We start from the raw sequence: 16,277 nt of genomic DNA, 5'->3' as shown, positions 1-16,277 counted from the left end.
AGATTACCGGTTTCCCCACCCGTCACGGGAAGAACCGGCGAGTCAGGTCATTGCGGTGGCAGTTGTGCCAGCTGAACGAGGCGTACGCCCTCCCGCCGGGTGACCAGCCGACCACGCCCCGGCGGCAGCGGTCCGGGTCGCACCGGCCCGACGAGTGCACCCTCCTCGGGGCTGCCCGCCATCACCAGACCTGCGGTGGACAGCTCCCGCAGACGCTGCACGATCGGCTCGTACTGTGCGCGGCCCGCCCCACCGGACCGGCGGGCCAGCACCAGGTGCAACCCGATGTCCCGGGCGTGCGGCAGGTGCTCCTCCAGTGCCCGCAACGGGTTCGCCGGCCCCGCCGCCACCAGGTCGTAGTCGTCCACCAGCACGAACAGCTCCGGTCCGGACCACCAGGACCGGTCCCGCAGCTGCTGCGGGGTGACCTCCGGCCCGGGGGCCCGCCGCTCCAGGTAACCGGCGGCCGACTCGACCAGGTCGGCGGTGTGCGCCGCGGCGGTGCCGTACCCGATCAGGTGTGGCGTCTCGATGGCGCCCAGCAGGCTGCGCCGGTAGTCGACGAGGATCACCCGGGCCTGCTCGGGAGTGAACCGGGTGATGATCGACGTGGCAAGCGCGCGCAGGAACGACGACTTGCCGCACTCCGAGTCCCCGAAGACCACGAAGTGTGGCTCGGTGGCGAAGTCGAGCAGCACCGGGCGCAGGTCCGCCTCCGCGATCCCGATCGGCAGCCGCAGCCCGGACGTCGAGGTGAGGTCCAAATCGGCGTACGGCAGCACCGGCGGGAGCAGCCGCACCCGGGGCGCCGGGGGACCCGCCCACCCGTCGGCGGCCCTCTTGACCAGGTCGGCGGTGTCCCCGCTGGCGGCACCGAGCTGGGGCAGCGCGGTGAGGAAGTGCAAGCCCTCCGCGGTCACCCCCCGGCCGGAGCGCTCCGGCACGTTCGCGGCGGCGCGCCGGGCCACCAGCGAGTCGGCCGGGTCGCCGAGCCGCAGCTCCAGCCGGGAGCCGAACAGGTCCCGGATCGCCGGCCGGAAATCCAGCCAGCGCAGCGCGGTGGCGACCACGTGCAGCCCGTACGACAGACCCCGGGTGGCCAGGTCGGTGACGAACGGCTCCAGGTCGTCGTACTCGCCGCGGATGGTGCTCCACCCGTCGATCACCAGGAACACGTCGCCGTACGGGTCGGCGCCCGGCTGGCCAACCGTCCCCGCCGCCGCTCGGCGCTGCCGGTACGCGGCCATCGACTCCACGCCCAACTCGGCGAAGCGACGTTCCCGGTCGACCAGCAGGGTGCTCATCTCGCCGACGGTGCGTCGTACGGCGGTCGGGTCGGCGCGGCCGGTCACCCCGCCCACGTGCGGCAGGTCGCGCAGCGCCGCCAGCCCGCCGCCACCGAAGTCGAGGCAGTAGACCTGCACCTCGGCCGGTGTGTGGGTGAGCGCCAGCGCGCAGATCAGCGTGCGCAGGGCGGTGGACTTGCCGCTCTGCGGCGCACCGACCACCGCGACGTGCCCGGCGGCGCCGTCCAGCGCCAGCCAGAGCAGGTCCCGGCGCTGTTCCAACGGTTTGTCCACGACCGCCATCGGCACGCCGAGCGCGCCGTGCAGCTCCGGGTTGCCCACGGTGAGCCCGCGCTTCGGGTGCACCTCGACCGGGCCGAGCAGCTCGTCCAGGGCCGGCGGTTGACCGAGCGGCGGAAGCCAGACCTGGTGCGCCGGCGGGCCCTGCCCGACGAGCCGGTCCACCAGCAGGTCGAGCAGCGTCCTGCTGCCCTCCTCCTCCGGCACGACGGGCGCGACCGGGGCTGCCGGCTCGGGCACCGGTACGACATGGGTGGTGAAGGTGAGCAGCCGCGCGCCCCCCTCGGCGGCGACCCCGCCCGGCGTGGCCCGACGGCGGACGGCTCCGGAGACGTACGCGGCCTTGAAACGGGCCAGCGGGTCGGTGCCGGCGCGCAGGTAGCCGTGGCCCGGCGAGCGGGGCAGCTCGTGCGCGTCCGCCACGCCGAGCACCGTCCGGGACTCCAGCGCCGAGAAGGTACGCAACCCGATCCGGTACGAGAGGTGGGTGTCCAACCCGCGCAGCCGGCCCTCCTCCAGGCGCTGGCTGGCGAGCAGCAGGTGCACGCCGAGCGACCGGCCCAGCCGGCCGATCTGCACGAACAGGTCGATGAAGTCGGGCTTGGCGGAGAGCAGTTCCGAGAACTCGTCGCAGATCAGCAGCAACGACGGCAGCGGTGCGAGGGGGCTGCCGGCCGCCCGGGCCCGCTCGTAGTCGCGGACGCTGGCGAAGTTGCCGGCGCGCCGCAGCAACTCCTGACGGCGGACCAGCTCCCCGTTGATCGCGTCCACCATGCGATCGACCAGGGGCAACGCGTCGGCCAGGTTGGTGATCACGGCCGCGGTGTGCGGCAGCCGCTCGAACGAGGTGAAGGTGGCACCACCCTTGAAGTCGACGAGCACGAAGTTGAGCTGCTCGGAGCTGTGCGTGGCGGCGAGCCCCAGCACCAGGGTGCGGAGCAGCTCGGACTTGCCCGAGCCGGTCGCCCCGATGAGCAGGCCGTGCGGGCCCATGCCGTCCTGGGCGGACTCCTTGAGGTCCAGCTCGATGGCGCCGCCGTCCACGCCCACCCCGATCGGCACCCGCAGCCGGTCCCGTGCCGAACGCGGCAACCAGCCCTGTTCCGCCGTGAAGCTCTCCGGGTCACCGAGACCGAGCAGCTCGGGAAGGCCCAGGTCGGCCTGGAGCGGGGCGTCCGGCCCGCGTGCCGTGCCGGCGAGCCGCAGCGGCGCCAACCGTCGGGCGACCGCCTCGGCGTCGGCGAGGTCCAACTGGTCGGCGGTGCCCACCTCGGCGTGCCCGTCGGACGACCACGAGTGCAGGCGCCGGCCGTGCAACTCCAGCAGCAGCGCGTACCGGTCCAGCAGTCGGGGCGGCGGGGTGTCCAGGTCCAGCACGGTGACCGCGTCGATGCCACCGTCGCCGGTCAGGTCGGTGGCACCGGTCAGGTCGCCGCCGTCGAGGACCACCACCACGTGCGGGCCGTCGGTGGCCGGGCCGGCCGGGCTGAACCGGGACCGGGTGGCCAGCACGTCGGCCAGCAGCGACTCCAGTTCGGCGGCGGAGCTGGTGACCAGCCGTACCGGGCCGAGCGCGTCGGTGCGGCCGGGATGGTGGGCGTGCGGGAGCCACTTCACCCACTCCCAGCAGGCGCGGCGCTCCGGGCCGGCGCAGACCGCGACGAGCAGTTCGTCGGGGGCGTGGAAGACCGCCAGCTGGGTCAGCACGGCCCGGACCAGCGCCTGCGCCGCCGGATCGCCGGTGGGTGGCCCGCCGGTGGTAGGGGTGGTCGCCCGGCTGCGGCCGGCGGGTCGCACGTGCACCCGGGCGAAGCTGCGCAGCGACAGCGCCACCGGCAGGTCCGGCACCACGGAGTACGCGTCCAGGAAGCGGCGTAACGCGCCGGCGGTCATCGGTTCGAGCTCCTCCAGCGGCCGGGTGACCGGTGGGACGAGCGGGGTGGCCAGGGTCTGCGGCCCGACGGCGACCCGCACCACCGCGAAGTCCGGGTCGGCGGGACGCCGCTCCCAGACCCGGTGGCTGTCCACGGTCGACCAGAGCCGGCCCGGATCCGGGTGCCGGTAGTAGAGCCCGGCCCGTTGCTGGCTCGCGGTCCGCCGGACCCGCCGCCGCAGCGTGGCCAGGTGGCGCAGGTACTCCCTGCGGGCGGCCATCATCTCGGACTTCTTCGGGGTGCCGGAAGCGCTGCCCCAGGACGTCACAAGCATCGCCAGCGAGGAGAGCCCGAACATGCCGCCCACCACGTACGAGTAGGCGCCGCCGCCCCGGCCGAACATCATCGCCATCGCCACCGTGCCGCCGAGCATGGGCAGCAGCATGAGCATCTGCTGCCACCGTCCGCCGGTCACCACGGGGATCTCCGGCGGTGCCTCGACCGACAGCTCACCGGCGGGAATCTCCGGTGCTGGTCGGCGCGGTGGGCGCTTGATGACGACGGTGGACACTCGGCCTCCTGACAGCGCTGGGTAACCCGAGCCTGGCTCATGGTAGGTAAAGTCCTGTCGTCCGCGCAGCCTCCGATCCCCCTCGATATGGAGACCAGTCGATGACTACCGGGCTGGCACGCGTCACCATCAGCGCGCCGCAACGACGGGTGGACGTCGCCCTGCCGGAGCAGGTGCCCCTGGCTGAGCTGCTGCCCGACGTGCTCCGGCACGCCGGTGTCGGGCTCGCCGACGACGGCGAGCAGCACGGCGGTTGGGTGCTCCGCCGCACCGACGGGGCGTTGCTGGTGACGGCACAGGCGCTGCTGCCGCAGGGGGTCCGCGACGGAGAGGTGCTGCACCTCGTACCGGCCCGCGCGCACTGGCCCGAGTTGGAGTACGACGACGTCATCGAGGCGATCGCCGACGGCGCTCGCCGCCGCGGCGGTGCCTGGTCGCCTACCGCCACCCGGGTGGCCGGTCTGGCCGGCGCCGCCGTACCACTCGCGGTGGGACTGCTCGCGCTGCTCGCGGGTGGCCCGACGCACCGAGCCGGTTGGCTGGCGGCGGTCGCGGTGGCGCTGGTGCTCACCGTGGCCGGCACGGTCGCCTCCCGCGCCAACGGCGACGGCGCCGCCGGGGCGACGCTCGGCGGCTACGCGCTGCCCTACGCGTTCACTGCCGGTGCCCTGGCCGTCGGCTCCGGCGACCCGGTCGGGCCGTTCGCGCCGGCCCGCTGGGTGGGCGCTCCCGAACTGCTGGCCGGCTCGGTCGCCCTGCTGCTGGTGGCGTTGATCTGTCTCCTCGGGGTGGCCAGCCGTCTACGGGTCTTCGTGGCCGGTGTCACGGTCGGCCTGATCGGCGCGGGGGCCGCGCTCGGCGGGCTGCTGATGACCACGGCCGGTACGGCGGCGGTGCTGCTCAGCGCACTGGTGTTCGCCGTCGGCGTGATCCCGCTGCTGGCCATCCGGCTGGGCAAGCTGCCCCTGCCACCGATCACCCTGCCGGCCCCGACCCCCGCGGAGGAGCCGGAGCGGGCCCGGGATCTGCCGGACCGGGGTCGGGTGCACGCCGCGGTGATCCGCACCGAGGAGATGCTCACCGGGATGTTGATCGGTCACGCCCTGTTGGTGGTGGCCACCGCGGTCGTGCTCGTGGTTGCCGGTGGCACGGCCGGTCGGGTCCTGGTGGCGGTCACCTCGGCGGTGCTGCTGCTGCGGTCGAGGCTGTTCGTGGCGCTGCGACACCGGGTGCCGACGGTGCTCGCCGGGCTGGCCGGCTACGCGGTGCTGGGCGCGGTGCTGGTCGGTCGTACCGACGAGACCGGGCGGTTGGTGCTGGTCCTCGGCGGGGCGGCGCTGGCCCTGGTGGCGGCGGCCAGCGGCACCGGGTACGCCCGCCGACCGGTCTCGCCGTACCTCGGAAGGGTCGCGGACCTCACCGACACGGCCCTGGTGGTCGCCGTGGTGCCGATCGCCTGCGCGGTGCTCGACCTGTACGACCGGGCCCGAGGGTTGCTCGGATGAGCGACCCTCGGGCCCGGTGCGTCAGCGGTCGTCAGTGGGCGGATTCGCCGCGCGCCTCGGCGTCCCTGGCCCGCTGGTAGGAGGCGTGGATCTCGGCCTCGGCCTCGGTGCGGCCGACCCAGGTCGCGCCCTCCACCGACTTGCCGGGCTCCAGGTCCTTGTACACCTCGAAGAAGTGCTGGATCTCCAGGCGGTCGAACTCGCCCAGGTGGTGGATGTCGCGCAGGTGTTCCTGGCGGGGGTCCTCGTAGGGCACGCAGAGGACCTTGTCGTCCCCGCCCTTCTCGTCGGTCATCCGGAACATGCCGATGGTGCGGCAGCGGATCAGGCAGCCCGGGAAGGTCGGCTCGGGGACCAGCACGAGGGCGTCCAGCGGGTCGCCGTCCTCGCCCAACGTGCCCTCGATGAACCCGTAGTCGGCCGGGTACTGGGTGGAGGTGAAGAGGGTGCGGTCCAACCGGATCCGGCCGGTCTTGTGGTCCACCTCGTACTTGTTCCGGTGACCTTTGGGGATCTCAACCGTCACGTCGAAATCCATCTGCACGCTCCCTCGTCTGCCCACGCTGGCTAACGGAACCACTGGCGGCCCTCCGGACAGGTGAATGCCACCCACCGACTCCGGCCGCCGCATAGTCTTCGGACCGAAGTAGTGTCACCCAAGCCGATTTTCGCTGGGGGAGGAGGGGGTCGTGGGGAGGGAAGATTCACACTACCGCCCGGACGGGAGCTCCGCGCCCGGTACCGGACGATCCGGCTCCGGCAGTGCCAAGGGGCGGGTCCCGGTGCCGGAGGCACACCTCCCACGGGTTCCCGAAGCACCGACCCCGGCGCCGGAGACGGTGCCCGAGCGACCCCCGCCACTGCCCTGGCGCCCGCCGGCCGGCCCGGCGTCGCCCGCTCCGAACACCGGTCACTTTCCGTCGGCCGGCGGCGAGCGGCCGGTGAGCGGCCCACCGCGCGGCAGTGCCACGGTTCCGGTCAGCCCCGCGCCGGTCAGCCCGTCGTTCGGTCCCGGGCCGGCCGCCCCCGGCGGGGTCCCCCCGCTGGGCCCGCCGATCTCCGCGTTGCCGGCACCCGCCGGCGCCGCACCCGCACCCGTACCCGCCCCGCCCGGCCGGCGGAGGCGGCTGCCGGTGGTGCTGGCCGCCGTGCTCCTGCTGGTGCTCGCCAGCGTCGGAGTCGTGATCACCCGTCCCGGCCCGGTCGCCGGGTGGCTGGGCGACGACGCCGCCTCCGGGCCGAACGCGGCCGGCGTGACTCCGGAACCCGCCCCGTCGGACGTGCTGGCCGGCCCGGATTCGAACGCCCCGGTGCCCACCCCCGACGGGGTTCGTGCCGCGCTCGATCCACTGGTCGGCGTCGCCGCCCTGGGCGATCGGGTGAATGTCTCGGTCGCCGACGTGATCACCGGTCAGACCCTGTTCGCCAAGGGGGCGGACGACGGCACGGTGCCCGCCTCGGTGACCAAGCTGGCGACCGCGGTGACCGTGCTGGCGGCCCGGGGGCCCGGCTACCGGATTCCCACTCGTGCGGTGGCCGGCACGAAGGCCGGCGAGGTGGTGATCGTCGGTGGCGGCGACCCGACCCTCGCGATCGACAAGAAGGGCTACTACCCGGGTGCGGCGCGCCTGGACGAACTGGCCGCCCAGGTGCGTACCGCGCTCGGCGGCACAGCCCCGACCAGTGTCACAGTCGACGGCTCGGTCTACTCGGGCCCGGTCTACGGCCCTGGCTGGGACGACGACATCCCCACCGGTGGGTCGGGCGGCGCGGTGACCGCGTTGATGACCGACGGCGCGCGTACCGACCCCGGCGTCGCACACGGGTCCGCCCCGCGGTTCGCCGAGCCGGACCTGGCCGCCGGCAAGGCGTTCGCGCGGTTGCTCGGGGTGCCGACCGACGCCGTGAAGCGGGGCACGGCCCCGCCCCAGGCGGCGGCCGGTGCCAGCCCGGCACCGGGCACTGAGCTGGGCGTGGTGCAGTCTCCGCCGCTGATCCGGCTCGTCGACGTCATGATCAGCGAGAGTGACAACCTGGTGGCCGAGGCGCTCGCCCGGCAGGTCGCGTTGGCCCGCGGTCAGCCTGCCTCGTTCGACGGGGGCGCCGCCGCCATGGACGCCGAGGTGGCCCAGTTGGGCCTGCCCGCCGACGAGATCAGCGTCTCCGACGCCAGCGGCCTGTCCCGTCTCAACCGGATCAGCCCGTCGCTGCTGACCGATCTGATCCGGTTGGCCGCCAGCCCGGACCACCCGGAGCTGGCCGGCGTCTTCGGTGGCCTGCCGGTGGGCGGTTGGTCCGGGACCTTGAACGAGCGCTACCGCGACACCGCCGGCACCGCCGCGGGCGCGGGCAGCGTCCGGGCCAAGACCGGCACCCTGACCGGCGTGCACTCCATCGCGGGCCTGGTCACCACCGCCGACGGCCGGCTGTTGACCTTCGCGGTGCTCACCGACAAGGTGCCGGGTGACCGGGATACCGCCCAGCCGGCGCTGGACCGGATCGCCGCCGCGCTGGCCGGTTGCGGCTGCGGCTGACCGTCGCCAATTCGAGGGTGACGCTGTCGCCACCGGTGTCGATCGAGGGCGCGAGCCCGGGCCGGGGTGTCGCGGCGCGGGTACGGTGGGTCCATGGCGCAGTTCGTGGACTGGGATCTGGCCGCCGCCACGGCGGGGGCACTGAGCAAGTCTGGCCCCCGCGTGTCGTACGCCGAAGCCACCGACGTGGTCGGCGACCTGCGCCGGCTGACCGAGGAGGCGGCCGGGCACGTGGCCGACTACACGGGGCTGCGGGCGCAGGTGGCGCATCCGCCGGTCCGGGTGGTCGACCGCCGTGACTGGGCCGCGACCAACATCGCCGGGCTCCGCGAGGTGATCACTCCGCTGGTGAGTCGGCTCTCCGGCGACAAGCAACCGGGTGCGTTGACCGAGGCGATCGGGTCCCGGCTGACCGGAGTGCAGGCCGGGACGGTGCTGGCCTACCTCTCCGGCCGGGTGCTCGGCCAGTACGAGGTCTTCTCGGCCGACCCGGGTCAGTTGCTGCTGGTCGCACCGAACATCGTCGAGGTGGAGCGCAAGCTCGGCGCCGACCCTCGGGATTTCCGGCTCTGGGTGTGCCTGCACGAGGTCACCCACCGCACCCAGTTCACGGCCGTGCCGTGGATGCGGGCCTACTTCCTCAGCGAGGTGCAGGCGTTCGTCGACGCCTCGTCGAGCGGGAGCGAGCACCTGGCCGAGCGGTTGCGGCGCGGGGTGGCCACGTTGTCCGAGGCTGTCCGTGACCCGGAGAGCCGCACCAGCGTGCTGGACATCGTGCAGACCCCGGCGCAGCGGGCCGTACTGGACCGGCTCACCGCGTTGATGACCCTGCTGGAGGGGCACGCCGAGTTCGTGATGGACGGCGTCGGCCCGCAGGTGATCCCGAGCGTGGAGCGGATCCGGGCGTCGTTCAACCGACGCCGGGAGGCGGGCAACCCGCTGGAGAAGGCGATCCGCCGGCTGCTCGGCGTGGACGTCAAGATGCGCCAGTACGCCGAGGGGCGCAAGTTCGTGCACGGCGTGGTGGAACGCGTCGGCATGGAGGGCTTCAACTCGATCTTCAACTCGCCGCTGACCCTGCCCCGGCTGTCGGAGTTGGGCGACCCGGACGCCTGGGTCGCCCGGGTGCACGGTCCGGCCGGCACCATCCCGGCCGCTGGCTGACCGCCCACCGGTGGCCGCGCTCGCTCCGCCGGTTGCCGCGATCCGGGTGGCGGTCCGCCGCGCCCTGACCGGTCTGCCGTCCGGCGGTCCGGTGCTGGTCGCCTGCTCCGGTGGGGCCGACTCGCTCGCGCTCGCGGCGGCCACCGTGTTCGTGGCGCCCCGGCTGGGCCGCACCGCGGTGCTCGTCACCGTCGACCACGGCCTGCAGGACGGCTCCGCGGAGCGTGCCGAGGCGGTGGCCACCTGGGGACGGGGGGTCGGGTTCGCGTCGGCGACGGTGGTCCGGGTGGAGGTGGCCGGGCGCCCCGGCGGTCCGGAGGCGGCCGCCCGCGAGGCCCGCTACCAGGCGTTGACCGAGGCGGCCCGGCAGCAGAACGCCGTCGCGGTGCTCACCGGGCACACCCGCGACGACCAGGCCGAGACGGTGCTGCTCGCGCTCGCCCGGGGCGCCGGCCCACGAGGGCTGGCCGGGATGCCCGCCCGACGCGATCTGGGTGGCGTGCCGCTGCTGCGCCCGCTGCTGGAGATCGGTCGGGAACAGACGCGCGCCGCGTGCGCGGTGCTCGGGCTGAGCCCGTGGCAGGACCCGCACAACACCGACCCGTCGTACGCCCGGTCGAGGGTGCGGGCCGATCTGCTGCCGGCGCTGGTGCGGGCGCTCGGACCCGGCGTGGTGGACAACCTGGCGCGTACCGCCCGGCTGGTGGCCGCCGACAACGCCGCGCTCGACGAGCTGGCGGGGACGGCGCTGGCGGCGGCCCGGTGCCCCGAGGGAGGGCTGTCCGTACCGGCGCTGCTCGGCCTGGTCCCCGCCGTACGCGGCCGGGTGCTGCACTCCTGGGCCCGTGAGCTGGGCGCGCTGCCGGGTGCCCTGTCCCATCGGCACGTCGCCGCGCTGGACGCCCTGGTCACCGATTGGCACGGTCAGGGCCCGGCCGACCTGCCCGGCGGTGTCCGGGTGCTCCGCCGGGCCGACCGCCTGGCTCCCGTCGTCCCCGGCTGAGATCTCCGGTCAGCCGCTGTGCGCCCGGTCCCGGAAGGTGGTCCGGTAGCTGTGCGGGGTGGCGCCGACCCGGCGGGTGAAGTGGTGGCGCAGCGCGGCGGCGTCGCCGAAGCCGGACTGGTCGGCGACCGCCTCCACGCTCAACGGGGTCTCCTCCAGCAGCCGTCGGGCGAGCAGCACCCGCTGGTTGGTGAGCCAGTCGTGCGGGGTGGTGCCGGTCTCGGCGCGGAACCGGCGGGCGAATGTACGGGGTGCCATGCCGGCGCGGGCCGCCAACTCCTCCACGGTGGTCGTCCGGTCCAGGTGACCCATCAGCCACTCCAGCACCGGTTCGAGGGTGGGTGCCTCGGGCGCCTTCGGGATGGGTGCCTCGACGTACTGGGACTGGCCGCCGTCGCGGTGCGGCGGGACCACCATCCGCCGGGCCAGCCGGGTCGCGGTGGCCGAGCCGTGCTCCTGGCGGATCAGGTGCAGGCACGCGTCGATGCCGGCCGCCGTGCCGGCGCTGGTGAGCAGCCGACCGTCCTGGACGTAGAGCGAGTTGCAGCGCACCCGGGCGCGCGGGTGCCGGCGTTGCAGCTCGTCCACGTACCGCCAGTGGGTCGTGCACTCGCGGTCGTCGAGCAGCCCGGCCTCGCCGAGCAGGAAGGCCCCGGAGCAGACGCTGAACAGGTGGGCACCGCGGGCGTCGGCCCGGCGAAGCGCGTCGAGCACCGGGCCGGGGACGGTGGTGCCCTGGCTGTGCGCGGGGATGGCCACCAGATCGGCCTCGTCGACCGGGCCGAGGTCCGCGTGTGGGGTGAGGTGGAAGCCGGACGAGGTACGCACGGGAGCGCCGTCCGGGCTGCACACCTGGAAGCGGTAGGCGGGAAAACCGTCGGCCGTCCGGTCGGTGCCGAACACCTCGGCGAGTACGCCGAGCTCGAAGGGAGCGACCTGATCGAGGGCGAGGACGGCAACGGACCGCAGCATGTGACGAGGGTAACCCAACAGGTGGCAGTAAATCGATGACCAATGGCATTCCTGCCACTGTCCGAACGCATCACGCGGTCGCAGACTGTTCCTAGTCCGGTGCGCACCGGCGGCGAAACCGACAGCAATCATGCGAAAGCGAGCGCCGCCATGGAGTTCCTGCTCTTCCTCCTGTTCCTCGTCCTGCTCGTCGCCGCCTCGGCGGCCGGCCTCACCGTCGACAGTCACGACTCGGCCGACTGGAAGCCCAGCGACGACGGCCGCCGCTGGCGGTCACGCACCAACTGATGTGATTAGCGTTGTTTGCGCCGAAAATCCTTGGCGGGACCGCGCCAAAAGGTGCGGCCCCGCCGACGGAGGCCATCCGACGTACGGCAGGCTAGGAGTCATGGCTGACGGCTCCTGGTACGACGCCGACATCGACCACGTGATCATTTCCGAGGCGCAGATCCGCGAGAAGACGGCGGAGCTGGCCAAGCAGGTCTCCGCCGACTACGCCCACGTGGGCGACGGACTGCTGCTGGTGTGCGTACTCAAGGGCGCGGTGATGTTCATGGCGGACTTCGCCCGGGCGCTGGGCCGTAACGGCCCCCCGGCGGAGCTCGACTTCATGGCCATCTCGTCCTACGGCCAGGGCACCACCTCCTCCGGCGTGGTCCGCATCCTCAAGGACCTGGACCGAGACATCGCCGGCCGGCACGTGGTCGTCGTCGAGGACATCGTCGACTCCGGGCTCACGCTCTCCTGGCTGCTGCGCTACCTCGAGTCGCGCTCGGCGGCGAGCGTCGAGGTCGTCGCCCTGTTCCGCAAACCGGACGCGGTGAAGGTGCCGGTCCCGGTGAAGTACGTCGGCTTCGACATCCCCACCGAGTTCGTGGTCGGGTACGGCCTCGACTTCGGTGAGCGCTACCGGGAGCTGCCCTACGTCGGGGTGCTCAAGCCCGAGGTCTACGCCCGCTCCTGACGCCGGGCCCGACTGCACACGATGGGCTTCGACGCGTTCGGCCTGCCTGTCCGGGCGGCCCGCCGGTCGGCATGAGCCCGACTCGCATCGGCATTCATCGAGCCGACGTTCAGCGCGCTCTCAGCTGATGCGGTTACCGTGTACCACGGTGGCCCGGAGGTTACTCCGCGCTCGACCCCCTCGATCGCGTGACCGGGCGCTCGGGTGGCCGAGTCGGACTCCCCGCCACGCCGGCTTTTGATGGTGCACGACTGCGGGGCTCGCAAGCTCACTCCTCGCGTACACGGTGTACCGTCGAATGACCGCGGCGCGGCAGTTTTCGCGCCTCGGGGTCGAGGCCGGCCCGCACGGCGGCTCCGGCCGCCGCTCAACGCGGCGACACCATCAGACGGTCAGGACGTCGATCAGGAGGATGCGGGCGCTCCGGCGCTCGACAACAGTATGGAACGTACGCGTTTCTTCCGCCGACCGGTGGTCTGGATCATCCTGGTCATCCTCGGCGCCGTTGTGCTCAGTCAGCTGTTCACCAGTGGTCCCAGCTACCACCGCGTGGACACTTCCGTTGCGCTCGATCAGTTGCACACCGCCAAGATCAACAAGGTGGTCTTCCAGGACAAGGAGCAGACGCTCCAGCTGGACCTGGCCCAGAAGACCAAGTTCGGCAAGACCGAGACCAACAAGATCGAGGCCCAGTTCCCGTACCAGGCTGGCGACCAGATCTGGAACGAGGTGCTGGACGCCAAGGCGAACAACCGGGTCACCGGCCCGGCCGACGCCAAGGTCTCCTCGGACAGCATCTGGGTGAGCCTGCTGGTCAACCTGCTGCCGATCGCGCTGCTCGTGCTCCTGCTGCTGTTCTTCATGTCGCAGATGCAGGGCGGCGGCTCCCGGGTGCTCAACTTCGGCAAGTCCAAGGCCAAGATGATCACCAAGGACACTCCGAAGACGACCTTCGCGGACGTCGCGGGTGCCGAGGAGGCCGTCGAAGAGCTGTACGAAATCAAGGACTTCCTGCAGAACCCGGCCAAGTACCAGGCCCTGGGCGCCAAGATCCCGAAGGGTGTGCTGCTGTTCGGCCCGCCCGGCACCGGCAAGACGCTGCTGGCCCGCGCGGTCGCCGGCGAGGCCGGGGTGCCCTTCTACTCCATCTCCGGCTCCGACTTCGTGGAGATGTTCGTCGGCGTCGGCGCCAGCCGGGTCCGTGACCTGTTCGAACAGGCCAAGACGAACGCCCCGGCGATCGTCTTCGTCGACGAGATCGACGCCGTCGGCCGGCACCGTGGCGCCGGCATGGGTGGCGGCCACGACGAGCGGGAGCAGACGCTCAACCAGCTGCTCGTCGAGATGGACGGCTTCGACACCAAGGGTGGAGTCATCCTGATCGCGGCCACCAACCGGCCGGACATCCTCGACCCGGCGCTGCTGCGGCCGGGCCGGTTCGACCGGCAGATCCCGGTGGACGCCCCCGACATGGAGGGCCGCAAGGCCATCCTGCGGGTGCACGCCAAGGGCAAGCCGTTCACGCCCGACGTCGACCTCGACGCGGTGGCCCGTCGCACGCCGGGCTTCAGCGGCGCCGACCTGGCCAACGTGATCAACGAGTCGGCCCTGCTGACCGCTCGCAAGGAGCAGCGGGCGATCACCAACGACTCGTTGGAAGAGTCGATCGACCGGGTGGTCGCCGGTCCGCAGCGGCGGACCCGGGTGATGAGCGACAACGAAAAGAAGATCACCGCGTACCACGAGGGTGGTCACGCTCTGGTCGCCTGGGCTCTGCCGCACGCCGCGCCGGTGCACAAGGTGACGATCCTGTCCCGTGGTCGCTCGCTGGGCCACACCCTGGTGCTCCCGACCGAAGACAAGTACACCCAGACCCGCGCCGAAATGATCGACACCCTGGCGTACGCGCTGGGCGGTCGCGCCGCAGAGGAACTGGTCTTCCACGAGCCCACCACCGGTGCCGGCAACGACATCGAGAAGGCCACCCAACTGGCCCGCGCGATGATCACCCAGTACGGCATGAGCTCCAAGCTCGGCGCGATCAAGTACGGCACCAGCGGGGACGAGCCGTTCCTCGGCCGCAACATGGGCCACGAGCGGGACTACTCGGACTCGGTGGCCGCCGAGATCGACGGCGAGATGCGGGCACTGGTCGAGCTGGCGCACGACGAGGCCTGGGAGATCCTGGTGGAATACCGGGACGTCCTGGACAACATCGTGCTGGAGCTGATGGAGAAGGAGACCCTCTCCACGGCCGACATGGCCCGGATCTGCTCCCGGGTGGTCAAGCGCCCGCCGCTGGCGCCGTACAACGGCTTCGGCAAGCGTCAGCCCTCCACCGAGCCGCCCGTGCTCACCCCTGCGGAGAAGGACAAGCTCAAGGCGCAGGCCGAGGCCGACGGCGCGCAGGCGTCGGTTGGCGGCGTGGCGCCGTCCAACAACTCGGACGGCACGCACTGAGCGACGACCCGACGGCCAGCTCCCCACACCGGGAGCTGGCCGTCTCCGCGACCGAACCCGACGGCGACGACGAGCTGGACTACGTGGCCGCGCGGCTGATCAGTGGAAAGCTGACCGGCCGCCCCGTCGAGGACGCGGTCGACCTCGGCCGGATCGAGAAGGCCGTCCGCGAGATCCTGATCGCGGTCGGCGAGGACCCAGACCGCGACGGACTCCAGCAGACCCCGGCCCGGGTCGCCCGCGCGTACGCCGAACTCTTCGCCGGCCTGCGGGTCGACCCGGCCCAGGTGCTCAGCACCACCTTCGAGGCCAACCACGAAGAGCTGGTCATCGTCCGGGACATCGACGTGATGAGCCTCTGCGAGCACCACCTGCTGCCGTTCCGGGGCAGCGCGCACATCGGCTACATCCCCGGCCCCGACGGGCGGATCACCGGCCTGTCCAAGCTGGCCCGACTCGTCGAGGTCTTCGCCCGTCGGCCGCAGGTGCAGGAGCGGCTCACCTCGCAGGTCGCCGACCTGCTGATGAGCAAGCTCGCGCCACGGGGCGTCGTCGTCGTGCTCGAATGCGAGCACATGTGCATGGCGATGCGCGGCATCCAGAAGTCCGGTGCCAAGACCATCACGTCGGCCGTACGCGGCGTCCTGCAGAGCGACTCCAAGTCGCGGGCCGAGGCGATGGCGCTGATCATCCCCCGCTGACACCCCGACGCACCACGGCCGGCCGACACCCTTCCGGGACGGCCGGCCGTCGCGTTCCGGCTTTGCCGGCCCGGCGGGTGCGGCCGCGCGCGGTTCCGGGCGGGCGCTTCGAGCCGGGGCGGTTTTCCGGCCGCGCGGTTGCCCGGCAGGCGGGCTTCCGGCTAGGCGGGCTTCCCGGGTAGGCGGGCTTCCGGCCGGGTCAGCCGGCGAGCAGGGCCAGCAGCAGGCCCGCCGTGGCCAGCACCGCCGGCACCAGGCACACCAACGCGCCGAAACGCACCGTCCGGTCCAACCGCTCGGTGGGGCTGACCCGGAACAACCGCCCGATGCCGATCCAACCGGCGACGAACGCGACCGCCGGCATCGGCAGCCCGCAGATCAACGCCGCCACGGTGGCTGGTCCCACCCCCGTCGCCGCCAGAACCGCCATCTGGATCAGTGGCACCAGCAGCGCAAACGGCCCGTACACCAGGAGGTTGCGCGCTCGCGCGGGCCAGGACCCCGGCCGGATCCGGCGGCGCGCGGCCAGCGCCGCGTCCGCCGCCTCGGCCCAACCCCGCGCGGCCCGCAGCGCCGCCAGAACGGCCGCCGGGCCACCCGCCATCGACCGGGCGGCCTCGGTCAGCTCCGGCGGCGACGGCACCAGGGAGATCGCCGGTACGCCCAACTCGCGCAGCCGTTCCTGCTGGCTCGCCAGTCCGGTACGGACCACCGTCAACTCTTCCCGGGCGGCCTCCGCCGACCGGGCCTGCTCACCGGCGGCGGCAGCCGCGCTCCGGCGTACCCCGTCCAACTGGCGGGCGGCCGCAAGGTACTCCGCCCAGGCCGTGCTCGGCTCGACCGCCGTCCGCGAGACGTCGCCGGTCGCCGCAACGGTCCGCTGCGGCCCCGGCCCGGTCACCGTCGCGTTCGGACTCACCTCGACACCCCCTACGCGCGCCAC

At 72.9% G+C, this 16,277-nt stretch carries 12 protein-coding genes; 8 read left to right on the top strand and 4 right to left on the bottom strand.

Features of this window, described 5'->3' with window-relative positions:
• Positions 1-47: 47 nt before the first annotated feature.
• Positions 48-4,031 (bottom strand): type VII secretion protein EccCa, encoded by a 3,984-nt coding sequence (eccCa, locus tag ACFYL6_RS21685; protein WP_387173640.1) that lies wholly within the window; start codon positions 4,029-4,031, stop codon positions 48-50.
• A gap of 101 nt (positions 4,032-4,132) precedes the next feature.
• On the opposite strand from eccCa, the gene eccD reads away from it, so the two are divergent.
• Entirely contained in the window at positions 4,133-5,536 is a 1,404-nt protein-coding gene (gene eccD / locus ACFYL6_RS21680; protein WP_387173638.1) for a type VII secretion integral membrane protein EccD, read from the top strand.
• A 31-nt stretch (positions 5,537-5,567) separates the two neighbouring features.
• On the opposite strand, the gene ACFYL6_RS21675 is transcribed toward eccD, so the two are convergent.
• Positions 5,568-6,074, bottom strand: a complete 507-nt coding sequence (locus ACFYL6_RS21675; RefSeq protein WP_109816465.1) for an inorganic diphosphatase — start codon at positions 6,072-6,074, stop codon at positions 5,568-5,570.
• A 526-nt stretch (positions 6,075-6,600) separates the two neighbouring features.
• On the opposite strand from ACFYL6_RS21675, the gene dacB reads away from it, so the two are divergent.
• From dacB to tilS, 3 genes are all read left to right on the top strand, one after another.
• A complete protein-coding gene (gene dacB / locus ACFYL6_RS21670) occupies positions 6,601-8,070 on the top strand; it encodes a D-alanyl-D-alanine carboxypeptidase/D-alanyl-D-alanine-endopeptidase (RefSeq protein WP_387173819.1) in 1,470 nt (489 codons plus the stop codon).
• A gap of 93 nt (positions 8,071-8,163) precedes the next feature.
• Positions 8,164-9,234, top strand: coding sequence for a zinc-dependent metalloprotease (locus ACFYL6_RS21665; protein ID WP_387173635.1), 1,071 nt, complete (start codon positions 8,164-8,166; stop codon positions 9,232-9,234).
• Positions 9,235-9,244: 10 nt separating this feature from the next.
• Positions 9,245-10,237, top strand: a complete 993-nt coding sequence (gene tilS, locus ACFYL6_RS21660) for a tRNA lysidine(34) synthetase TilS (protein WP_387173633.1) — start codon at positions 9,245-9,247, stop codon at positions 10,235-10,237.
• 9 nt (positions 10,238-10,246) lie between these two features.
• On the opposite strand, the gene ACFYL6_RS21655 is transcribed toward tilS, so the two are convergent.
• Complete coding sequence (locus ACFYL6_RS21655; RefSeq protein ID WP_238659544.1) at positions 10,247-11,209, bottom strand: GlxA family transcriptional regulator; 963 nt, start codon at positions 11,207-11,209, stop codon at positions 10,247-10,249.
• A gap of 150 nt (positions 11,210-11,359) precedes the next feature.
• On the opposite strand from ACFYL6_RS21655, the gene ACFYL6_RS21650 reads away from it, so the two are divergent.
• From ACFYL6_RS21650 to folE, 4 genes are all read left to right on the top strand, one after another.
• Positions 11,360-11,497, top strand: a complete 138-nt coding sequence (locus ACFYL6_RS21650; protein WP_238659545.1) for a hypothetical protein — start codon at positions 11,360-11,362, stop codon at positions 11,495-11,497.
• A gap of 100 nt (positions 11,498-11,597) precedes the next feature.
• On the top strand, positions 11,598-12,173 hold the full coding sequence (gene hpt, locus ACFYL6_RS21645; RefSeq protein ID WP_030328005.1) for a hypoxanthine phosphoribosyltransferase: 576 nt from the start codon (positions 11,598-11,600) through the stop codon (positions 12,171-12,173).
• A 441-nt stretch (positions 12,174-12,614) separates the two neighbouring features.
• A complete protein-coding gene (gene ftsH / locus ACFYL6_RS21640; RefSeq protein ID WP_112677273.1) occupies positions 12,615-14,633 on the top strand; it encodes an ATP-dependent zinc metalloprotease FtsH in 2,019 nt (672 codons plus the stop codon).
• Positions 14,634-14,668: 35 nt separating this feature from the next.
• Positions 14,669-15,334 carry a GTP cyclohydrolase I FolE gene (gene folE / locus ACFYL6_RS21635; protein WP_355065033.1) on the top strand — a complete coding sequence of 222 codons (666 nt, stop codon included), beginning with the start codon at positions 14,669-14,671 and terminating at the stop codon, positions 15,332-15,334.
• Positions 15,335-15,533: 199 nt separating this feature from the next.
• Here folE and ACFYL6_RS21630 read toward each other — a convergent pair whose 3' ends face one another.
• Positions 15,534-16,277, bottom strand: a complete 744-nt coding sequence (locus ACFYL6_RS21630) for a hypothetical protein (RefSeq protein WP_387173630.1) — start codon at positions 16,275-16,277, stop codon at positions 15,534-15,536.

The organism is Micromonospora sp. NPDC007208 (assembly GCF_042869175.1).
GTDB lineage: Bacteria > Actinomycetota > Actinomycetes > Mycobacteriales > Micromonosporaceae > Micromonospora > Micromonospora foliorum.
This window is presented reverse-complemented; position numbering and strand designations above follow the sequence as displayed.